The 21,207-nt window shown below is 65.8% G+C and carries 21 protein-coding genes and 2 pseudogenes; 8 read left to right on the top strand and 15 right to left on the bottom strand.

The genetic code is table 11. The annotated features are described in order from the left end of the window. Position 1: 1 nt before the first annotated feature. The 6 genes from NG701_RS19980 to NG701_RS20005 form a co-directional block, all read right to left on the bottom strand. The gene (locus tag NG701_RS19980; protein ID WP_252570585.1) at positions 2-2,023 is read right to left on the bottom strand and encodes an Hsp70 family protein; all 2,022 of its coding nucleotides are present in this window, start codon (positions 2,021-2,023) and stop codon (positions 2-4) included. Positions 2,024-2,177: 154 nt separating this feature from the next. Beyond that, positions 2,178-3,314, bottom strand: a complete 1,137-nt coding sequence (gene ccsB / locus NG701_RS19985) for a c-type cytochrome biogenesis protein CcsB (RefSeq protein WP_252570263.1) — start codon at positions 3,312-3,314, stop codon at positions 2,178-2,180. Further along, positions 3,314-5,056, bottom strand: a complete 1,743-nt coding sequence (gene resB, locus NG701_RS19990) for a cytochrome c biogenesis protein ResB (protein WP_252570264.1) — start codon at positions 5,054-5,056, stop codon at positions 3,314-3,316. Before resB ends, ccsB begins: the two co-directional genes overlap by 1 nt. Next, the gene (locus tag NG701_RS19995; RefSeq protein WP_252570266.1) at positions 5,056-5,811 is read right to left on the bottom strand and encodes a cytochrome c biogenesis CcdA family protein; all 756 of its coding nucleotides are present in this window, start codon (positions 5,809-5,811) and stop codon (positions 5,056-5,058) included. The genes resB and NG701_RS19995 overlap by 1 nt, the downstream gene beginning before the upstream one ends. Before the next feature lie 15 nt (positions 5,812-5,826). Further along, the gene (locus tag NG701_RS20000) at positions 5,827-6,462 is read right to left on the bottom strand and encodes a TlpA family protein disulfide reductase (RefSeq protein WP_252570268.1); all 636 of its coding nucleotides are present in this window, start codon (positions 6,460-6,462) and stop codon (positions 5,827-5,829) included. 1 nt (position 6,463) lies between these two features. Further along, positions 6,464-7,144: a histidine phosphatase family protein gene (locus NG701_RS20005; RefSeq protein ID WP_252570270.1), complete on the bottom strand. Its 681-nt coding sequence runs from the start codon at positions 7,142-7,144 to the stop codon at positions 6,464-6,466. 202 nt (positions 7,145-7,346) lie between these two features. Here NG701_RS20005 and NG701_RS20010 point away from each other — a divergent pair, with 202 nt between their 5' ends. The 3 genes from NG701_RS20010 (at position 7,347) to NG701_RS20020 (ending at position 9,676) form a co-directional block, all read left to right on the top strand. Beyond that, positions 7,347-7,895, top strand: coding sequence for a YceI family protein (locus NG701_RS20010; RefSeq protein WP_252570272.1), 549 nt, complete (start codon positions 7,347-7,349; stop codon positions 7,893-7,895). Positions 7,896-8,001: 106 nt separating this feature from the next. Next, the gene (locus NG701_RS20015; protein ID WP_252570274.1) at positions 8,002-8,748 is read left to right on the top strand and encodes a hypothetical protein; all 747 of its coding nucleotides are present in this window, start codon (positions 8,002-8,004) and stop codon (positions 8,746-8,748) included. A 181-nt stretch (positions 8,749-8,929) separates the two neighbouring features. Continuing rightward, positions 8,930-9,676 (top strand): hypothetical protein, encoded by a 747-nt coding sequence (locus tag NG701_RS20020; protein WP_252570276.1) that lies wholly within the window; start codon positions 8,930-8,932, stop codon positions 9,674-9,676. Positions 9,677-9,733: 57 nt separating this feature from the next. Here NG701_RS20020 and NG701_RS20025 read toward each other — a convergent pair whose 3' ends face one another. Together NG701_RS20025 and NG701_RS20030 are read right to left on the bottom strand one after the other, a co-directional pair. Next, positions 9,734-10,459, bottom strand: coding sequence for a redox-sensing transcriptional repressor Rex (locus NG701_RS20025; RefSeq protein ID WP_374208721.1), 726 nt, complete (start codon positions 10,457-10,459; stop codon positions 9,734-9,736). A gap of 69 nt (positions 10,460-10,528) precedes the next feature. Further along, entirely contained in the window at positions 10,529-10,804 is a 276-nt protein-coding gene (locus tag NG701_RS20030) for a glutaredoxin family protein (RefSeq protein ID WP_252570280.1), read from the bottom strand. 141 nt (positions 10,805-10,945) lie between these two features. On the opposite strand from NG701_RS20030, the gene NG701_RS20035 reads away from it, so the two are divergent. Beyond that, the gene (locus tag NG701_RS20035) at positions 10,946-11,764 is read left to right on the top strand and encodes an HAD family hydrolase (protein ID WP_252570282.1); all 819 of its coding nucleotides are present in this window, start codon (positions 10,946-10,948) and stop codon (positions 11,762-11,764) included. 139 nt (positions 11,765-11,903) lie between these two features. Here the strand turns inward: NG701_RS20035 and NG701_RS20040 are convergent, their stop codons facing one another. The 7 genes and pseudogenes from NG701_RS20040 to NG701_RS21500 form a co-directional block, all read right to left on the bottom strand. Continuing rightward, the gene (locus NG701_RS20040) at positions 11,904-12,002 is read right to left on the bottom strand and encodes a 30S ribosomal protein bS22 (RefSeq protein ID WP_003792170.1); all 99 of its coding nucleotides are present in this window, start codon (positions 12,000-12,002) and stop codon (positions 11,904-11,906) included. Positions 12,003-12,159: 157 nt separating this feature from the next. After that, complete coding sequence (locus NG701_RS20045) at positions 12,160-12,372, bottom strand: helix-turn-helix domain-containing protein (protein WP_043452394.1); 213 nt, start codon at positions 12,370-12,372, stop codon at positions 12,160-12,162. Between the two features lie 142 nt (positions 12,373-12,514). Continuing rightward, positions 12,515-13,621, bottom strand: a complete 1,107-nt coding sequence (locus NG701_RS20050) for a 3-deoxy-7-phosphoheptulonate synthase (protein WP_252570284.1) — start codon at positions 13,619-13,621, stop codon at positions 12,515-12,517. A gap of 335 nt (positions 13,622-13,956) precedes the next feature. Next, positions 13,957-14,958: an acetylxylan esterase gene (locus NG701_RS20055; protein WP_252570286.1), complete on the bottom strand. Its 1,002-nt coding sequence runs from the start codon at positions 14,956-14,958 to the stop codon at positions 13,957-13,959. A gap of 169 nt (positions 14,959-15,127) precedes the next feature. Beyond that, positions 15,128-16,597 carry a rhamnulokinase gene (locus NG701_RS20060; protein ID WP_252570287.1) on the bottom strand — a complete coding sequence of 490 codons (1,470 nt, stop codon included), beginning with the start codon at positions 16,595-16,597 and terminating at the stop codon, positions 15,128-15,130. Next, positions 16,594-17,124 (bottom strand): annotated as a pseudogene (locus NG701_RS21495) (SDR family oxidoreductase); the annotation flags it as partial. The pseudogene NG701_RS21495 and the gene NG701_RS20060, both read right to left, overlap by 4 nt. After that, positions 17,116-17,361: pseudogene (locus NG701_RS21500) on the bottom strand (L-rhamnose mutarotase); the annotation flags it as partial. The pseudogenes NG701_RS21495 and NG701_RS21500, both read right to left, overlap by 9 nt. A gap of 148 nt (positions 17,362-17,509) precedes the next feature. On the opposite strand from NG701_RS21500, the gene NG701_RS20075 reads away from it, so the two are divergent. From NG701_RS20075 to NG701_RS20090, 4 genes are all read left to right on the top strand, one after another. After that, positions 17,510-18,541, top strand: a complete 1,032-nt coding sequence (locus tag NG701_RS20075; protein ID WP_252570289.1) for a LacI family DNA-binding transcriptional regulator — start codon at positions 17,510-17,512, stop codon at positions 18,539-18,541. An 88-nt stretch (positions 18,542-18,629) separates the two neighbouring features. Continuing rightward, a complete protein-coding gene (locus NG701_RS20080) occupies positions 18,630-19,088 on the top strand; it encodes an iron chaperone (RefSeq protein ID WP_252570291.1) in 459 nt (152 codons plus the stop codon). A 108-nt stretch (positions 19,089-19,196) separates the two neighbouring features. Beyond that, complete coding sequence (locus NG701_RS20085; RefSeq protein ID WP_252570587.1) at positions 19,197-20,591, top strand: FAD-binding oxidoreductase; 1,395 nt, start codon at positions 19,197-19,199, stop codon at positions 20,589-20,591. 27 nt (positions 20,592-20,618) lie between these two features. Beyond that, positions 20,619-20,783 (top strand): hypothetical protein, encoded by a 165-nt coding sequence (locus tag NG701_RS20090; RefSeq protein WP_252570293.1) that lies wholly within the window; start codon positions 20,619-20,621, stop codon positions 20,781-20,783. Positions 20,784-21,207 lie beyond the last annotated feature (424 nt).

Below are 21,207 nucleotides of genomic sequence, written 5' to 3' on the forward strand. Positions count from 1 at the left end.
CTCAGACCGCTGGCTCGGTGGTTGGCGCGGGATCCATGGTGGGTGACGGTTCCGCGAACGGGTCGGGCACCGGCGCAGGATCCGTCGTCGGCTCGGGCACCGGCGCAGGATCCGTCGTCGGCTCGGGGGCCGGGTCGGTGGTCGGGTCCGGCGCAGGACCCGTCGTCGGATCCGGGGCCGGGTCAGTGGTCGGATCCGTCGTAGGATCCGTCGTAGGATCCGGAACCGGGTCGGTCGTAGGATCCGGGGCCGGGTCAGTGGTGGGGTCCGGAACGGGGTCGATGGGCAAAGGATCAGGGCCGGGTCCCGGATCCGTCGTAGGGTTGGTCACCGGACCCGGGGTGAAGCCTCCGGAACCCTGTGCAGGCTCACCTGAGGTGCCCGTCCCGGCAACGGCCTCGCCGGCGGCTGGTTGGCCTGCTTCGGTAGGTGGCCTGCTGGTGGGCGAGGCAGCAATGTCCAGTCCCGCGGAACTGGACGCCGCACCGCTGTCCTTCGGCCTGGCGCTGGCTTCAATCCCCTGCACCGGGGCCTGCGCCGCGCCTGCTCCTGCCGCGGGGCCACCGGCGCCGGGACCGCCGGTTCCGCCAGGAGGAGCAGCGTTTGGGGTCTCCTTCGCTGCATCTGCTGACGGGACGAACATCGCTGTAAGGCTGCCGAGCCCGTCCGGGCTCTGGGCTGCCGTCGCTGTGAGCCCGGTGAAGAGCGCGGCCACGGCTGCAACCGCAGTCAACCGCACGGTCGAGCGCGGTCCGTGCGCGCCGCCATGCGCTCCGCCCTTGCGCCAGGCGGCGTGTGCACCGGCGGCATGGGCACCGGCGTCGGCATGCCGGGACCAGCTGGCTCGTTGGCCGGCAACTCCAGGATGCACGTCAGCCTGCGTGAGGACGACGGCGGGGGGTGGCTGTGCGGTCAAGGCAGCGGGCTGCGCGGTCACCTCCGGCTGCGCGCGGAGGGCGGCAATGGCGGCGCCGAGGCAGATGGATGACTTGGGATCGGCGTCCACGGCGATGGGCCGGTCCAGCTGCTCCGAAATCAGCTGGGCCACGAGGGGAATCCGCGACGAGCCGCCGATGAGAAGCACCGCGGACAGGTCAGCCGGGGTGAGCCCAAGGTCCTGCAGCGAACGCTCCAGGGCGTCCACTGTCTCCCGGATGGGCTCGCTGATCATGGCCTCGAATTCGGACCGGACCAGCCGCACCTGCTGCTGGATCCCCGGCAGCAGAACCGAAATGCTGGCCTCGCTGTCCGCAGACAGCGCCTCCTTGGCTTCCACACACTCCCGCCGCAGGCGCGCCAAGGCTGCCAGCGCGCCGGGCGCCGACGGGTCAAGATTGGCCAGGCCCTGCCCGGCGTGGTCGGCAACGTACCGCAGGACGGCCGCGTCGAAGTCGGCGCCGCCCAGCCCCTCGATCCCTTCGGGACGGCCCAGTAATTCAAAGTGGCCAGCGTCCGCTTTCTTCAGGACTGCGGTGTCGAAGGTCCCGCCACCGAGGTCGTAGACGGCGATGGTACTGCCATCTTCCACCCGCACCTGTGCGGCGTAGTGCAGCGCCGCCGCTTCCGGCTCGCTGATCAGGGTGACGTTGGCGAGGCTCTTGGCCGCAAGGGCCGCGAGGATAAGCTCCGTGCGGTGCGCGCCCCAGGAGGCCGGGTAGGAAAGGATGATGTCCGACGGCGGCGCGCCTTCGCGCTCTTCAGCCCGGTCTGCGACCCAGCGCGCCATGGTGGCGAAGATTTCCTCAGCGGGGAGGGACAGCGTGCCTACCGCAATGGGGACGTCGTCTCCGACCCGCCTTTTGAACTCCCGCACCACCCGCTCCGGAGAGTCAAGGCCGCGGCGTTCGGCCGCCTCCCCCACGAGGATGGGGCCTTCCTCGGGGTAGTAGACCACAGAAGGAACAGCCGTTCCGCGGAGCCCCAGCGGCAGGCTCTCCGGAACACGCGAATCATTGTGATCAATTCGGACTATGGCGGCGGCGGTGAAACTCGTCCCGACATCAACGGCGAGAACATAGCTCATGGGCACCTCGGCAAAACGCAGCGAGTTGTCTGCGAGCTTCATCACTGACAACTCCCACCAAGGTAGCATCACCGCTTGCCCGACAACACCCTTATTCGTACATCGATTGGCGTATTAGAGGCAGTTTGAGGGGGGACTCCGGAGAAACCACTGCTCAGAGGCCCGAGTAGGAATGCAGGCCATTAAAGAACTGGTTCACGATGGTGAAGTTGAAGACCACGCACAGGTAGCCCACGATCGACAGCCAGGCGGCGCGGGTGCCGGTCCAGCCGCGGGTGGCGCGGGCGTGCAGGTAGCCCGCGTAGACCACCCAGATCACAAAGGTCCAGACTTCCTTGGTGTCCCAGCCCCAGAACCGGCCCCAGGCTTTTTCAGCCCAGATGGCACCGAACATGAGGGTGAACGTCCAGCCGATGAAGGCGATGGCGTTGATCCGGTAGGACAGGTTTTCCAGACTCAGTGCCGAGGGAACCAACCGCATAAAACCAAGCTTGTCAGCGCCGCCGGCAGCCACCGTCTTTTGCCGGTGGGACTGCACGAGCTGGAGGGCGGACATGGCGAACGTGAGGGTGAAGAGCGCGGAGGAGAGCACCGCGATGGAGACGTGGATGATCAGCCAGTAGCTCTGCAGCGCCGGGACCAGGTGGCCCACGGGGGTCCAGTAGGCCACCGAGGCGGCCACCAGCATGATGATGGCCAGGCCCACCACAAACGTGCCAAGGAACCGCAGGTCACGGCGGATCAGTACCAGCAGGAACACGGCCACGGCCACAAAAGCGCCCGTGGTCAGGAACTCGTACATGTTGCCCCACGGCACCCGGCCTGCACCCACGGCACGCGTGATGACGCCGGCGGCATGGATCAGCACGCCGAGAACGGTCAGGGCAACGGCAACACGCGCCGGAACGCGCCGTTCCGCGGCGTAGCGCATATCGGCGTCGGCCGTCTGCCCGGCCCCGGAAGCGTCGCCTCCGCGCTTGGCAACGGACGACGACGGCCGCTCGGCCCGTCCCACCGGTCCGGCCAGGTGCGAGTCCACCCTGTCCGTTACTACCCTGTCCGCTGCGCCGGCTGAGCCAGCAGACGCGCCAACAGACGCACCGGCGCCGGCCATCGCGGGCACCTTGGTACCGGCAGCCTCGGCCGCTTTCAGGTCCACGGCGCGCAGCGCCCTGCTGCTCTTCGCGAGGTCCCAGGCGAAGGCGATGAAGGCCACGGTGTACGTGCCGGCGGCGAGCAGCATAAACAGCTCGCTGTACTGGCCCATGGTTTCGTTGATGGCGAACGGCATTACTGGTCCTTTTTCGGCCCGGTGGGGCCAGCTGGGGAGGTGAGCGAGTCTGCGCCATTATCGTCCTGGCGGCTGGGAGTTTGCTGGGTGACGCTGGAGTCGGAATCGGAATCAGAATCCGCAAGCTGCCACTCTTCGGACAGCAGCTTCCTAACGGCAACCGCTTCCGCGGCGAGCCGGTGGTCCTCACCGCGGGCAAGCAAGCCATACTCCACCATGGTCCGGCCGTCCTCGTGGGTCCCGGTCCGCACCCAGACGCGGCGCCGGTTCACGTAGAGCGAGACGATTAGGCCGCCCACGGCCAGCAACGCGAAAATGAGGGCGTAGAGCTGGCCCGGGTTGTGGTGGATGTCCACGCCCACGTACCGCTTCACGCTGTCAAAGCTGATGCTGCCCTTACCATCCGGCAGTGTATAGGTGCTGCCCGGCGCCAGGGTAATGCCGCCGGCGTCCAGGTTGCGGGCGTTCAGCGGCCTGAGGTCACTGACGTCCAATTCAAAGACGTTCTGCGGCGAGCCAGCGTCCAAGCCAAGGTCCCCGAAGTACGAGTTCAGGGTCAGCCGCGGGTTGAACAGGTCCGGATCGCCGCTGAAGGACACCCCCTCCTCGGTGACAAACGCAGTGGGCAGGAAGAACCCCACGAAGCCCAGCTGTTCAGGCCGTGCGTCGGGGACCTTGATCACCAGGGACGAGTAGTAGTTGTCACCCTGGAGCTTGGCCACCACGGGACCCTGCATGGCCACGTTGCCGGCGCCGTCACGGATGGTCACCACGGGCGCGTAGCCGTTGCCGGTGAGGTAGATGCTGGTGCCGCCCAGGGTCACGGGCTCGTTGACCTTCAGGACTTCCTGCTTGGCGGGCGAGTCCGGGGTTTCCCGGGTGGTGACTTCGGCGTTGAAGTCGATGGGCTGACCGATTTTGCCTGGTGATTCGCGGTCAAACAAGACATCGAATTTGTCCAGCTGGATGGAGTACGGCTGCAGCTTGCTGGACTGGAAGTTGGTGCCGGGGGTGAACTGGTCGTAGCCCACCAGGGTGTTCACGAAGGTGTCGCCCTCCACCAGGATGCGCTGGCCGCTGTAGCCGAACAGGCCGCCCACGGCCACGGACACCAGCACGCCGATCAGCGACGTGTGGAACACCAGGTTCCCCACTTCCTTGGCGAAGCCGCGTTCGGCGCCCAAAGACGGCCGCGCGCCGCCGTCGTCCCTCACTTCAACGCGGTAGCCGCGCTTCTTCAGCACCCCGGCGGCACTGCGGATGGCGTCCGACGCCGGGAGGCCGGCGTCGGCGGGAACCACCAGGGTGCCGTACTCGGGGAGGCGGGAGAGACGTTTGGGGGTCCGCGGCGGCTGGGAGCGCATGGCCTTGTAATGGGCGATGGCGCGTGGGACCACACAGCCGATCAGCGAGATGAACAGCAGGATGTAGATGGCCGAGAACCACGCTGAGGAATAGACGTCGTAGAGCTGCAGGGTGTCCAGCAGCTTCCCGTAGTCCGGGTTGTCCTTGATGTACTGCGTCACGATGGACGGGTTGGCCGGGCGCTGCGGGAACAGCGAACCGGGCACCGCGGCAACGGCCAGGAGCAGCAGCAGGAACAGCGCCGTGCGCATGCTGGTCAGCTGGGTCCAGGCCCAACGCAGCATCTGCACCGGCCCCAGGACTGGCAGCGCCGCCTCAGTTTTGGCTGCGGCAGTGGGTGCCGGGGACTTCTTGTTTGCTTTCACGCGCTCGCTCATCAGATCGGCAACTTCACATCGGTTTGGAACCAGTACTGCAACTCGGTGACCCAGGTGCCCCAGACGCCGCTGGCCATCAGCAGGCCCAGCACCACCAGGATCCCGCCGCCGATCCGCTGGATGGCCAGGCGGTGCGTGCGGAAGAAGGACATCACGCCCATGCCGCGTCGCACCGCCAGGGCGATCAGCAGGAACGGGATGCCCAGGCCCAGGCTGTAGACAAATGCCAGGAAGGCACCCTTGGCTGCGGAGGAACCGCCGGACAGGCTCAGGAGCTGGACGGCAGAGTAGGTGGGCCCGATGCACGGGGCCCAGCCCAGGCCGAACGTGAGGCCCAGCAACGGCGCGCCCCACAGGCCGGCCGGCGGCTTGGCATGGATCTTCGCATCACGCTGCAGCCAGCCGAAACCGCCCATAAACACTACGCCCATGAGGATGACCAGGAGCCCCAGCAGCTGGGTGATCCAGGCATTCTGCGAGCCGGTGATCAGGGTGCCGAGCTGGCCGAACGCGCCGCCCAGCAGCACAAAAATCACCGAGAATCCCAGCACAAAAAGCCCGATGCCCACAAGCATCCGGCCGCGCTTCTGCTTCTCCAGGTCCACGCCGCTCAGGCCGGTGACGTAACCCAGGTAGCCGGGCACCAGGGGCAGCACGCACGGCGACAGGAAGGACACCAGGCCGGCGAGCAGCGCCACCGGGATGGCAAGCAGGAGCGAGCCGTTCAGGATGGTTTCGGCGAAGGGGCTGTTCACGGTCCGGGGCCGCCGCTACTCTGCCACAGCGGCGGTGATGAGGGCTTTGAGGGTGCCCTTCTGGATTTCGCCCAGCACTCGCGAGGCCACGCGGCCCTGCTTGTCCAGGACCAGCGTGGTGGGGACTGCCCCCGGCGGGACCAGCCCGGAGACGGCCAGGAGCACGCCGCCGTTCTTGTCGTCGAAACTGGGGTAGGACAGGTTGAAGGTCTTGTCGAAGGCCTCTGCGGTGCCTTTTTCGTCGCGGAGGTTGACGCCGAAGAACTGCACGCCCTGGTCCTTGAAGCCCTGGTGCAGCTCTTCCAGGATGGGTGCTTCAACGCGGCAGGGTGCGCAGGCGGCGAACCAGAAGTTCAGGACCGTCACCTTGCCCTGGAAGTCCGCTGGGGCTATCTGGGTGCCGTTGAACAGCGTGCCGTTAATGGCGACGGCGGCCTTTCGGTCCGCGGCGGTGAACTCGGTCACCGAGCCGTCCCCGGCCACGTAGTTCTTGTTGTCGCCGGCTTTGGCCTGCTTGGCAAGGGCGTCTTCCTGCGCACAGGCGGACAGCCCCAGGGTCAGGGCGGTCAGGGCGGCGCCGCCGGCAGCGAGTACGGCACGGCGGGATGTCGCGCTTGAAACAGCACGGGATGTTGTGCGGTTGTTCGTCATGTCAGGCTCCGGGGGTGCTGGCGGCACCGGGAAGAAGTGCGGCAGCGGGCTCACTGTACTCAACGCGCAGGAGCGAACCGTCGTCGTCGAACACCAGGGACGTGATGGACGTCAGCGTGCACTCGCGTTTGCGCGGGTCATGCCACAGCGGCCTGCCTTCGGCGCTGAGGCGGGTGGCCCAGATGGGGAGCTGGTGGCTGACCATAATGGCTTCCGGGCCGTCGGTTCCGTAGTCGCCGGCGGCCAGTTCGATGGCTCGGAGCCGGGCGTCCTCAACAGCTGACCTGACGCGCGCGGCCTGCGCCTTGTACGGTTCGCCCCAGGACGGCCGGAACGGGTTGACCAGGTGCGGCCAGTGCTTGGGCTTCCGGAGCTCGGCCTTGGTGACCTTCATGCCCTGGAAGTAGTTTTCCGCTTCAATGATGCGGCCGTCTGTGTGGATTTCCAGACCAAGCGCCTCAGCCGCAGGAGCCGCTGTTTCCTGCGCCCTGACCAGCGGCGACGCCGCGAGGTAGACGATCCTGGCCCCGCGCGCGGCACGCTCGGCGAAGTGGTCGGCGAGCATCTGCGCCATTTCCCGGCCCAGCTCGGAGAGGTGGAATTCGGGCAGCCTGCCGTACAGAACGCGGTCAGGATTGTGGACCTCGCCGTGGCGGAGCAGATGGACAGTGGATTGGGGCATGTTTACCAGTTTCTCAAAGATGGCGTGCTATCCGAAATCTTCTACATCCAGTAGAACTCAAACTTTTGGAAAAATGTTCCGGAACCGGGAACAAAACATGCAAACGCATGTTTATACTGAATGCAGCGGATAGTTGAGGATTCAACAGATGAAGCGTCAAGCTATCCGGAAGTACCACCCGACAAACCCAAGGAGAAACACCATGACTCTTCCCGCAGACGTCACCACCGGCACCTGGACCCTCGACAACTCGCACAGCGAGATCGCCTTCACCGTCCGGCACGCAGGCATCAGCAAGGTCCGCGGCCAGTTCAAGGATGCCGTGGCAACCCTGGACCTCGCCGACAACGTGGCCGATTCCAAGATCAGCGCCACCATCCAGACCGCCAGCTTCGACTCCGGCGATGTCAACCGTGACGGCCATGTCCGCGGCGAAGACTTCTTCGACGTCGAGGCCTTCCCGGAAATCTCCTTCGTCTCCAACGGCCTCGTGGCCAAGGGCAACAGCTACGAGCTGACCGGGGACCTCACCATCAAGGGTGTCACCCGTCCTGTTGCCCTTGAGACCGAGTTCAACGGCGTGGCCGTGGACCCGTTCGGCATGACCCGCGCCGGCGTCTCCGCTGAAACCACCATCAGCCGCAAGGACTTCGGCCTGACTTGGAACGCTGTGCTGGAAGCCGGCGGCGTGCTGGTCAGCGACAAGGTTGCCATCAACCTGGAGCTCGCGTTCATCGCACCCGCAGCATAGTTTTCTTCCTGAAGCACCCCGGCCGCCATTTCCACGGAATCTGGCGGCCGGGGTGCTTTGTTTTATCCCCTAGATACAGCCGGACACGCGGTCTACAGTGAGACCCATGAGCAACAGTGAAGTACCACAGCCCCAGCAGCCCCAGCAGCCCGGCGCTGAGCAGCCCGGTGCCCAGCCGCCTGCCACTCAGCCGCCTGCCAGCAACGTTCCTCCTGCCGGCAACGTTCCCCCCGCGGGCTACCAGCCGCCGCAGGGGTACCCGCAGCCAGGACAGGCCTACCAGCCGCCGCAGGGTTACCCGCAGCCAGGACAGCCGGATGGCCAGCCCGGGCAGCCGTACAACCAGCCCGGCCAGCCGGGCGGCTTCCAATTTGCGATGCCCACCGACGGCCCCCGCAACTTCAACGACGTTATGCCCAAGGGCGGTTTCTCGGGCATGTTCAGCGTGACCGGGCTGCCCACCGAGCTCAAGGTGTCGTACTGGATCTGGCTCATCGGCGGCATGCTCGGTGTGTTGGGCGGTCTCTTCGGGATGCTTGCCACGCTGGCATTGTTCACCGTGGCACCCGCCCTGGCTGCGGTGGTCCTCGTTTTGGTGCTGGTGGCACTGGCCCTGGCGGCGGCCCAGGTTGTCCTGGTCCTGAGGATGAAGGAGGGCAAGGAATGGGCGCGCCTAGCGCTCACCATCGTGGCCGGCGTTTCGCTGGTGCTCGCCGTGCTCGGCGGCAGCGTGGGCGGCGGCAGCAGCATCGGTAACAACTGGCTCGGCTTCCTCATCTCCGCCGCGGCTACCGTCCTGATGTGGCTGCCGAACTCGCAGGCCTGGTTCATCGCCGTCAAGGGCCGCGCGTAGACCGGATCCAGCAGAAACACAGTCTTGCGCGACCCGCCCTGAGTTCTGTGGGAATACCTCTCCGGAATGATCCCCCGCGACCCCCGCCGGGGGTACGGTGGGATGTAAGCCGTACTGGGGGGCAGGCCAGTTGGACTGCACCCAGCAGCCGAACTGACATCCGACCTGCAAAGGACCGCTCATGAGCACGCCTGTCCCGCCTCCCGTCCCGAACGAGCCCGAGCCCGGCAACCAGCCGCCAGCGCCCCGCTACGGCGAGAACAGCCCGCAGTTCGGGCAGCCCACGCCGCCGGCGCCACAGTACGGGCAGAACGCCCCGCAGTACGGGCAGAACAGCCCGCCGCAGTTCGGCCAGCCCACGCCTCCGCCCTATGGCCAGCAGCCGTACGGGCAGTCCCCCTACGCGCAGTACCCGTCCGAACAGCCGCAGGCCACGGGATCCAACGGGGTTCCCCAGCTGGTCAACATCTCGTTCTGGCTGCTGATTGGCGCGGGTGTCGTGTATGTCATCAGCCTGCTCATGGGCATTGGCATGCTCGATGACCCGGCGATGCGCCGCGCCTTCGAAGACGCCATGCGCAGCGGTGGCGCTTCCGGCACGGAGTTTGCATTCGACGATTTCAAGGGTGTCCTCGCCGGGTCGCTCGTAGTCTTCGCCATCATCGGCGCTGGGCTGTACGCGCTGGTGGCGTTCTTCGTCCGTAAGGGCAAGAACTGGGCCCGCATCCTCGGCACCGTTTTCGCGGCACTGTCCATTTTCGGCCTCTTCGGACCACCGAGCCTCGGAACCGTGGGAACGCTGGCCGGGATCGCAGCGATCGTGCTGCTCTACCTGCCGGCCGCGGCCCCGTACTTCCGCAAGCAGCAGCCGTTCGCTAACCCGTACGGCGCCCCGGGCACCACGCCTGGCAACCCCTACGGACAGTAGTACCAACGAGTCGCATCCACACCCGAACGGGCGTGGACCCCACCAGCCGCCGAAGATCTAGGCGGTCTGGTCCGGGGTCTGCGCCCGTTGTGCGTGATAGGCGAGGATCTGCAGTTCGGTGGCCATGTCCACCTTGCGGAGGTTGACGCCCTCGGGGACCTGCAGCATAACGGGGGCGAAGCTCAGGATGCTGTGGACACCGGCCGCCACCACGCGGTCGCACACGGCCTGCGCCACGGTGGCCGGAAGTGCCAGGACCACCATGTTGGCGCCCGTCCGCTGCAGCACGGCCTCCATGTCTGCGGCGTCGCTGACACGCAGCCAGCCCACCTCATTGCCCACCACCATCTGGTCGGCGTCGAAAATTGCCACCACGTCAAAACCGCGGGACTCGAAGCCGCCGTAACGGGCCAGGGCTTTGCCGAGGTTACCCGCGCCAACAATGGCGACCTTCCAGTCATGGGTCAGCCCCAGTGCCGCGGAGATGTGACGGCTCAGGTACTGCACTTCGTAGCCCACTCCGCGCGTGCCGTAGGAACCCACATAGGAAAGGTCCTTGCGAAGGGTTGACGAGCTGACGCCTGACGCTTCCGCCAGCGATTCCGACGATACCCGTTCGACGCCGTCGGACAGCAGCGTGTTAAGGGCGCGCAGGTAGATGGTCAACCGGGCCACTGCCGCGGGCGGTATTTCCTTGGTGGACTCGGCGCCGTGGACGGGCTGTGTAGTGTGGCCAGCCTCTGTACCGTGGACAGCATGGGGAGATGAATCCAGTGAAGTCACTATCCCCTCCATCCCATCGCGTCGTGACTCCACTCTAGAGCCCCGCCGCTGGTGCCAACAAAGCCGGTGTCATTCTGCGAGGCCGATTTCCCATTGGGCCAAGGCTCGTTGGAGGACGCGCTCCAGCCGGGCTTCGTCGATCTTCCAGAAATCGCGTTGGATTCCATCCACCAGGACTACGGGGATTTCCTCCGCGTACCGCTCACGCAGTTCCGGCAGTTCGTCCACCGGCTGTTCCGTCCACCCGAGTCCCAGCGCGGCAGTAACGCGTCCGACGGCGTCGCGCGCCCCTGCGCACAGGTGACAGTCTGCTTTGGTGATGAGGACTACCTCGGGTTTTGCCATGCCTTAACCGTATCGCCCTTCAGGGCAGAGAACAGGGCAGAGAACAGGGCAGGGCCGACGGCGGGGCACGCGGCGGCGCGGGCATCGGGCGGGCACTGGTACTGAAATCCTGGCCACCGAGTATTGACTAGACTCGTGGACATGCCCGAGGAGAAGTACGTAGCTGTGGTGACCCAGCCGGATGCGGTGATGCAGACCGGCGAAGCCGCCTTCTTCGACGTCGATAACACCCTCATGAAGGGCGCCAGCCTTTTCCACGTTGCCCGCAAGATGCACCAACGCGGCGCCTTTACACTGAGGCAGGCTGCGGGGTTCGCGTGGAAGCAGTTCAAATTTGTGGCGCGCGGCGAGAACATGGACGACGTCCACGCCGTCCGCGATTCCGCCCTCACCCTCGCCGCCGGCATCACGGTGGAAGACGTCAAAGCCTTGGGCGAAGAGGTCTACGACGAAATGATCGCGTCCAGGATCTGGCCCGGCGCCAAGGCACTGGCGCAGCAGCACCTGCGCGTAGGCCGACGGGTCTGGCTGGTCACCGGAACCCCCATTGAGGTCGCCGCGGTCATTTCCACCAGGCTGGGCCTGACCGGAGCCTTGGGCACGGTTGGCGAGATCGCCGACGGCATGTACACCGGCCGCCTGGTGGGTGACATCCTGCACGGCGCGGCCAAGGCCGTGGCTGTCCGGGAACTGGCCGACGCCGAAGGCCTGGACCTCAAGCGCTGCTGGGCCTACAGCGACTCCTACAATGACATCCCGCTGCTGACAGTGGTGGGGCATCCCGTGGCCATCAATCCCGATGCCAGGCTCCGCCGCCACGCACGGGACAACAACTGGCCGGTCTACGATTTCCGTTCCGGCCGCCGCGCCGCCACCCTGGGACTCAAGGCAGCAACGGCCGGTGGCGCCGTGTACGGGCTCTGGCGCGGGTACTCCCGGATGCGCGGCCCCCGGGCTTAGCGGCAACTGCCCGGCCGCGGTGTTCCGCGTAGGAGCGCATCGCGACCGAACGCGGGACAAAGGTCGCCCCGTTGCCGGGCACGCAAAAAATGCCCGTTGCCAAGAGGCAACGGGCATTTTCACGCTTGTTGAAGTATCTCTACTTCTTATTGCGGCGCTGGTGACGGGTCTTACGAAGCAACTTGCGGTGCTTCTTCTTGGCCATACGCTTGCGACGCTTCTTAATAACTGAACCCACGAAAGTTCCTCACAAACTAGATGCAGTACCTGTCTGATGGAAAAGGTCCGTGGACAGAGCTACAGAACTGAAACAACTGACAGATTCTTACAATGACGTAAAACGTTCCTTAACAGGGTACCGCTTCTTGGCGATGCCCACTGACCGCAGGTAATGCTCAGGCGGTTTCGGTGTGCCCGTCCACCACAGCACCCTTGAGGTACTGCTCGACGGCGTTCTCCGGCACCCGGTACGACCGGCCGAAACGCACCGCGGGCATTTCGCCTGAGTGGACCAACCGATAGACGGTCATTTTGGAGACGCGCATGACCTCGGCCACTTCGGCCACGGTCAGGAACTTCGCGTTCGAGAAGTTCTGTTCTGCGGACATTTCCCTATTCCTTTGCTGATGGATGACGACAGTACCCCAGCTTTGATTCGTATGCGGTGTGCCGATGCTGAGCCATCCACCAACCATGTGTTAGATACTCTAGAGGTTCATGGGGCTGTAGTGAAAGTCATCCGGGCAATCATTAAGCGGTCCGGCGCTTCCTGGCAGACGCCGCGAGCTGATCGAGGACCGAAACGGAGACGTCCCAATCCATGCACGCGTCCGTGACACTCTGCCCGTAGACGAGTTCCGCCCGGCCCGCCGCGTGCTCGGTGACATCCAGGTTCTGGGCACCGCCCACCAGGAAGCTCTCCAGCATGACGCCCGCAATGGCCTGTGCCGCCTCGCCGCCGTCTTCCAGCTGCGCGCCGATTTCCAGCGCCACTTCCGCCTGCCGGTGGTGGCTCTTGCCGCTGTTGGCGTGGCTGGCATCCACGATCAGCCGGGGGTTAAGCCCCTTGCCGGCGAGCTTGGCGGAAGCACTTTCGACGTCGGCCGCCGAGTAGTTGGGCCCCTTGCGTCCACCGCGGAGGATGACGTGGGTGTCCGGGTTCCCGGCGGTGGCCACCAGCGCGGCCCGGCCATCGCCGTCGATCCCCAGGAATGCCTGAGCGGCAGCGGCGGCGCCGCACGCGTCGAGCGCGACCTGGAGGTCGCCGTCGGTCCCGTTCTTGAAGCCGATGGGCATGGAGAGTCCGGAGGCAAGCTGGCGGTGGATCTGGCTTTCGGTGGTGCGCGCCCCGATGGCTCCCCACGAGATGAGGTCGGCCATGTACTGGGGGCTGATGGGTTCCAGGAATTCGGTGGCCGTGGGCAGTCCCAGCGCGGTGACCTGCTGCAGGAACTCCCTGGCGGTCCGGAGCCCGGTGACCATGTCGTGGCTGCCGTCCAGGCGCGGATCGTTGATCAGGCCCTTCCAGCCCACCGTCGTGCGGGGCTTTTCGAAGTACGTGCGCATCACGATCAGGAGGTCGTCACGGTGCTTCTCGGCCTGGCTGACCAGGCGGCGGGCGTATTCCAGCCCTGCCTTGGGATCGTGGATGGAGCAGGGGCCCACGATGACCAGCAGCCTGTCGTCCACGCCGTCCATGATGGCGCGGACTTCGTCACGGCCACGCTCGACGACGTCCGTCACCCGGGCGTCCAGGGGCAGCTCGGCAATGAGCTCCTGTGGCGTGGGCAGCGGCGTGAACTCGCTGACGCGCAGATTGGACGTGGATTTTGAGGGAGTGGCTGTCGCGGTGCTCATGTTCGGGTCCTGTTCCAGATAGGAAGCGGGCCCAGATCAGAACCCGCCGGAGAAATGGCGAAGGGCAGAGAATGATCTCTGCCCTGTTGGCTCTGAAGGAAGATGGATGCGTGTCAGTTAGACGCGGGCTCCTCCAGAGCCAACGAAAAATACGCATACCAACGGTTTGTCATAGGCAAACCATAACCGCGGGCTGTGACCGCCGCAAAATCACGGCCCTCACATGTGTAAATCCGGGCCCAAGTCAGCCGCCCGCTCCCCCAACTGAGTAGCGCTATCTGTCGCTTTGAGCGTCCAAAACGACAGATGGCGCTACCTACTTGGTCACTTGGGTGTCAGGCCAGGAGCTCGCGGAGGTACTGCAGCTGCCTGATCCAGTGGTGCTCCTGGCCGCCCTCGTGGTTGTTGAACCGGTAGACCTCAATGTCCTTTTGTGCCGCGGAGTCGCCGCCGTAGGCATTGAAGCTCGCGAACACCGTGGACGGCGGGCAGACATCGTCCATCTGCGCCACCGAGTACAGGGCCGGCGCGGTGGCCGCCCGGGCCAGGTTGACGCCGTCGAAATAGTTCAGGACCGCGAGCATCGGCTCATATCGGTCCCGGTGCCTGCCCAGGAACGCCGCGATCTCCGGATAGGGGCCGCGGGCCGCGATGTCGATCGACCGGGGGAAGTCCTGTAGGAAGGGGACGTCGGGCAGCGCGGCGATGACGCCGTCGAGCCTTCCCGCCACCAGCCCGGAAACCGCCACCACAATGCCCCCGCCCTGGCTGATTCCCGCCAGGACCACGCGCGACGGATCCACCTCCGGGTGGGACTGCGCCGCTTCCACCGCCCGGAACGCGTCCACGTACACGCGGCGGTAGTAGTAGTCCTCGCGGCTGCCGGCGCCCCTGGTCATCAGCCCCGAGTAGGCCACCTCGCCCGCAGACGGGTGGGGATCCGCCGTCTCGCCGAGGATCCCGCCGTAACCCTGGCCGCGGGTGTCCATGATGAAATGCGCATAGCCGGCCTGCGCCCACTTGGTGTCCTGGTTGACCAGGCCGCGGCCGCCTGTGTAACCGATGTACTGCACAACGACGGGCAGCCGGGTTCCGGCGCGCCGGTTCGCCGGGAGGTGCAGCCAGCCCTTGATCGGCGCACCGCCGTAGCCGGCGAACGTGACGTCGCAGGTGTCGATGACCGACAAATGGTTCTCCACCGGCTCGAACGTGGCGTTGAGCGGAACGGTCCGGGCTTCGTCGAGGGTGGTGTCCCAGAAGTCCTGCAGGTCGGCGGGCGGCGTGACCCTCGAGGTGTAACCGCGGAGCTGGTCAAGGGGAAGGTCGAAGAGGGGCATAGTACTCCGGTCCTGTCTCGTCGGGTTGCTATCGGAGATCCTACGTCACACAACACGCTCCTCGGCACCTTCTTTGCGCGCGAAGGGACAGTTGGGGGCCTGCGATTGGGGCCTCAAGTGTCCTTTCGCGCTGGATGGTCGCTGGTGGGTGGTGCTGGGTGGCGGGCGGTTACAGGCGGGAGAGCTGCGGCGTGAACGTCTGCAGCTCGTGCGAAGACACCACCAGGCGGCGCAGTTCCGCGAGCCCCCCGCTGACGTACCCGGCTGCCCGGGCCTGGACCAGGACATTCCCGACGGCGGTCGCTTCTACGGGTCCTGCCACCACCTTCTTGCCGGTGGTGTCGGCCGTGAGCTGGCAGAGGAGCCCGTTCTGGGAGCCGCCACCAACGACATGGACCACGTCCACGGTGCGGTCCGCCAGGCGTTCGGCGTCCGCGATGGCCCGCGCGTAGCCGGTGGCGAGGCTGTCCATGATGCAACGGGTGATGGCCGCGGGGTCATCGGGCAGGATGTCCCCGGTGTGGCGGACCGTGGCGCGGATGCGTTGGGGCATATTGTCCGGGGCGATGAACGCGGAATCGTCCGGGTTGATCTGCGGGCCGCCCGGGGGCAGTGCCGCAGCGGTGTCGAGCAGATCAGTGAGTTCCGGCGTGTAGCCTTCGGCGGCCCAGGTCCGCTGGCATTCGCTGAGCAGCCAGAGCCCGCCCATGTTGCGCAGGTAGCGGATGGTGCCGTCCACGCCGCGTTCGTTGGTGAAGTTCGCTTCCCGGCTGGCCTCGGTCAGGACCGGATGACTCAGTTCCAGCCCCACCAGCGACCACGTGCCGGAGGAGATGTACGCGAAGTTCTCCTCCTGGGCCGGGACGGCGACGACGGCGGAGGCAGTGTCGTGCGAGCCCACGGCCACTACCTTGGTGATGGCCGGCAGCCCCACCCTGGACGCGATCTCCGGCAGCAGGGTGCCCACGGTTTCGCCGGGCTCGATCAGCGCCGGGAACAGTTTCCTGGGCAGGCCCAGGGCGGTCAGGAACCCGGCGGCCCACTCCCCCGTGACGGCGTCGAACAGGCCGGTGGTTGAGGCGTTGGTGGATTCCGTGCGCCGCTGTCCCGTCAGGAAGTAGGCGATGAGATCCGGGATCAGCAGCGCCTGCAGCCCGTCCAGGTCCCGCTCCGTGGCCAGCTGGTACAGGGTGTTGAACTGCAGGAACTGCAGCCCGGTGGTGCCGTAGAGCCGGGCCGGGTCCAGTTTCTGATGCACGGGGGCGACGGCGGCCCGGCTGCGGTCATCGCGGTAGCTGTAGGGCTGCGCCGCGAGTTCCCCGGCGGTGTTGACCAGGCCGTAGTCCACCGCCCAGGTGTCGATCCCGATGCTGGTGATGGTTTCGTCCTGCGCCGCCGCCACGGTGGCGGCGGCGGTCAGGCCCGCCAGCACCTCGGCGAACAGGGCGTCGAAATCCCAGCGGAGGCCGCCGTCGAGCTCCACCACACCATTGGGGAAACGGTGCACCGTTTCCAGTTCCACCCTGGAACCGGTGACCCGGCCCAGGATGACCCTGCCGGAAGAGGCACCGATGTCGACGGCGGCGAAGACGCTACCGCCGCTGGCCGGTGCGGCATCCGCAATTGGCGTGGCGCTCATCGAAGGAAGGCTGCTGCCACACCGGCGTCCACGGGGATGTGGAGTCCGGTGGTGTGGGACAGTTCGTTGCTGGTGAAGACCGCGGCGGCGTTGGCCACGTGCTCGGGCAGGACTTCGCGCTTGAGCAGGGTGCGCTGGGCGTAGTACTTGCCCAGTTCCTGCTCGTCCACGCCGTAGACAGCGGCGCGCTTGGCGCCCCAGCCGCCGGCGAAGATGCCGGAGCCGCGGACCACGCCGTCGGGGTTGATGCCGTTGACGCGGATGCCGTGTTCGCCCAGCTCGGCCGCGAGGAGCCGGACCTGGTGCGCCTGGTCGGCTTTGGTGGCGGAGTAGGCGATGTTGTTCGGGCCGGCGAACACGGAGTTCTTGGAGGAGATGTAGATGATGTCCCCGCCCATGTCCTGGGCGATCATGACCTTCGCCGCGGCCTTGGAGACCAGGAAGGAGCCCTTGGCCATCACGTTGTGCTGCAGGTCCCAGTCCTTTTCGGTGGTTTCCAGCAGCGGCTTGGAGATGGACAGGCCGGCCATCTCGGCCTGCCAGCGGGTATTGACCTCGGTCAGCGCCATCCGCGCCCGGACGGCGTCGAAATCGTCGCACTCCAGGTAGCCGATGAGGAGCCCGTTCTCGCCAAGGAACAGCGAGTAGTTGTTCCAGCCGGCGTCTTTCAATGCACGGAGCATCTCCGGCCACACGGCAGCATGCCGGCGCCGGTATTCGTCGATCAGCCCTGGCTGGACCGAGGAGCGGAAACACACCCTCATCTGCAACTCTCCTGAACTTCCCAAACTTTGAATCGTTTCATTATTACGATTCAAAGTACCCTTGAGACAAGAAGGTGTCAAGCAATTTCCCAGCCATGGTCCTGGACCGGCGAAAAGTACTGCACGCGGCATACCAGCATGGAGAATCATGAATCGCTCAGCCAGCATCAAGGACGTCGCCAACCATGCCAGTGTTGCCGTGGGCACGGTGTCCAACGTCCTGAACTATCCGGACAGGGTCTCGCAGCGAACCAAGGAGCGGGTCCTGCGTGCCATCGACGAGCTGGGCTTCGTCCGGAACGATGCCGCCCGCCAGCTGCGCGCCGGCCAGAGCCGGACCATCGGGCTGATTGTGCTCGATGTGGGCAACCCGTTCTTTACGTCCGTGGTGCGGGCCGCCGAAGACGCCGCGGCACTCCAGGGCAGCGCCGTGCTCTTGGGCGACAGCGGCCACAACGCCAGCCGCGAGTCCAACTACATCGACTTGTTCCAGGAACAGCGCGTGCAGGGCCTCCTGATCTCGCCCGTTGGAGATGTCACCGCCCGCATCGACCAGCTCCGTGAGCGCGGCGTCCCCACCGTCCTGGTGGACCGGCTCGCCGATGAGAGCAAGTACAGCTCCGTCTCAGTGGACGACGACGCCGGCGGTTACCTCGCTGCCCGGCACCTGCTGGACACCGGCCGCCGTCGGCTCGCCTTTGTGGGCGGCCCCACCTCCATCCGCCAAGTGGCGGACCGACTCCAAGGCGCAGAACGTGCCGTGAGGGAGGAATCGGACGCCACTCTTGAAGTCCTCGATTCCGACGGACAAACAGTGCTTGCAGGCCGCAGCGTTGGCAACCTGCTGGTGGAGCGGGGGCGCGCCGATCTGCCGGACGGCATCTTCTGCGCCAACGATCTGCTGGCCCTGGGTGTGATGCAGTCCCTGACCATGACGCACACGCTGCGGATCCCGGAGGACATTGCGCTGATCGGGTACGACGACATCGACTTCGCCATCTCCGCTGTGGTCCCCCTCTCCTCCATCCGGCAGCCCACCGAAGCCCTGGGGCGCACAGCCATCGAGCTGCTGGCCGAGGAACTCGAGTCCGAGAATCCGAAGCACCGGGCCGTCATCTTCACTCCCGAACTGGTGGTGCGCCAGAGCACGGGCCCGGCGACGGGATCCTCCGCCGGCTAGGGATCTCCGCTTCGAGCAGTTCTGGAGAAGCTGCCGAAACCCCTGAAGATTAGGGTGGTTCCCAGACCACAACGTAAGGAACCCCGAAATGACGGAGAAGCCAGCCACCAACACCAAGTCGTACGACGGCTTCGATGCGGACGAACGCGCCGCAATGAAGGAACGGGCCCAGGAGCTCAAGGCCGCATCGCGAAAGGGTGCCCGCGCCGCTAAGCCGGATGGCGAAAGCGATGTGCTCGGGAAGATCGCCGAGATGTCGGACCCGGACCGCGCCATCGCCGAACGGCTGCATGCCATCATCAAAGAAAACGCGCCGGAGCTCGCGCCGAAGACCTGGTACGGGATGCCTGCCTACGCCAAGGACGGCAAGGTGGTCTGTTTCTTCCAGCCCGCGAACAAGTTCAAGGCACGGTACCCGACGCTCGGATTCAACGACCCCGCTAACCTCGACGAGGGCAACATGTGGCCCACCTCCTACGCCCTGACCAAGCTCACAGCCGCGGACGAGGCGAAGATCGTGGAGCTTGTGAAGAAGGCGGTCAGCTAGCGGCTCAGCTTGCCTCGGACAGGGGCGCCCAAGCTCCCGCAATTTCCTCTTGCCAGTTCGTGCCAACGGTGGGAATCTGCTGGAAGGAGCGAGAGGTCCGTGAGTCCAATGGCACAAAGCACGGAGATCGACGGCATTGCCGTCGACGAATTACAGACATCCTTTCGGGGCGACCTCGTCCGCCCGGCTGACGCTGGTTACGATGAGCACCGCAAGGTGTGGAACGGGTCGATTGACCGCCGTCCCGCCCTTATAGCCCGCTGCACCGGCGTCGCGGACGTTCGCGCGGCCATCCGGTTCGCCCGCTCGCAGAACCTGCAGGCCGCCGTGCGGGGAGGCGGTCACAGCTTCCCCGGGCTGTCAGTGTGCGACGACGGCATGCTCATCGACCTCGGGCCCATGAAGGGCATCCGGGTGGACCCCGAGGCGCGCACGGTCCGTGTCCAGGCCGGTGTACTGCTGGGCGAACTCGACCGCGAAACGCAGGAGTTCGGCCTCGCCGTTCCGTCTGGAATCGTCACTCATACCGGGGTTGCGGGCCTGACGTTGGGCGGCGGCATCGGCTGGGTCATGCGGAAATACGGACTCACGATCGATCAACTGCTGTCCGTGGACGTGGTCACCGCCGACGGCGAGCTGGTCAGGGCAAGCGAACATCAGAACACCGACCTCTTCTGGGGCGTACGGGGCGGCGGCGGGAACTTCGGCATCGTCACTGATTTCGAGTTCCGGCTGAACCCGGTGGGCCCGTACGTTATGGCCGGTCCCGTCTTCTGGCCGATGGAAGATGCCCCAGAAGTGCTCCGCTTTTACCGGGACTGGATCGCGGACTGCCCCGACGAGCTTATGACCATCGCCGTGCAGCGGAGGGCCCCGGCACTGCCGATCGTGCCGCCGGACCTGGTGGGCAGGCTCGTCATTGCGGTCACCGCCTGCTACACGGGACCGGTCGAGGACGGCGAACGGGTCCTGCGGCCACTGAAGGAATTCGGATCGTCCGTGCTCGATTTTTGCCGACCCAAGCCGTTTCTGGAGCATCAAAAGACGTTTGATCCATCGTTCCCGCACGGCTGGCATTACTACGTCAGGTCCTGTGACGTCGCGGCCCTCAGCGACGACGTCATCGACATCGTGGTGGAGCACGGCAGGCGCATCACTTCGCCCATCACCAGCGTCGCCCTTTGGCAAATGGGCGGCGCCGTGGGAAGGATCGACGACGATGCCACCGCCTTCAACGGCCGCCAGGCCGGGTTCACATTCAACATCAACGGCAACAGCAGGACCGCCGACGGCTTTGACGGCGAGCGCCAGTGGGCGCGGGACTATTGGTCAGCCCTGGCGCCCCACCACACCAGCGTCTACGTGAACTTCCTCATGGAAGAGGGCGAGGAACGCGTCAGGCACGCGTACGGCGCCGCCAAGTACGACCGGCTCAAGGCACTCAAGCGCACATACGATCCCACGAACTTCTTCAGGCTCAACCAGAACATCAGGCCCGACTGAACACCTAGTCATGGATCGGAGAACGTCATGCTCAAAACCCTGCTGTGCAAGATGAACCTGCGCCACGATTGGCACATCCAAACCACGGACGACGGCGGCCGCTACCGGCGCTGCACACGCTGCGGTAAGTACCAGGAAGGCGGCAGTGGCGGCGGACGGAACGGCAACTGGGCAGCGCCACTGGGCATGTAACTGCGCATGTGACTGGGCAGGCAACGGTCCCACTACGCCTCCGCCCGGGAAGAACAGCTGCCCTGCCCCGCACGAACGGTGCGGGGCAGGGCCGGTCATACGGGGAAGGGCCGATGGATTCCCGAGGCCCGCAAGACACACTGGACTATCACGGCGGTTATGCCGCACACTGGAGTCGGGAAAGCGCTTGCCCAACCTAGTGTCCTCCGGGTCAGGAACGGAGCCCCATGGCAACACCACCTTCCGCCGCGTCACAGTCCGGCCGGTCCGGCCAGCACGGACACGCGGCTTCAGCGGCGAGGGTGCTCTGGACTGTAGTGCTTGGAACCTGTGCCGCTCTGGACCGTGGTCCGGAAGTCGCTGCAGTAGGTGAGAAAGCGTTTTCTCAGTGCCGCTACATGATTTCTATCAATAGGCGCGCCGT

It is taken from the genome of Pseudarthrobacter cellobiosi (assembly GCF_023913815.1).
GTDB classification, from domain to species: Bacteria; Actinomycetota; Actinomycetes; order Actinomycetales; family Micrococcaceae; genus Arthrobacter; species Arthrobacter cellobiosi.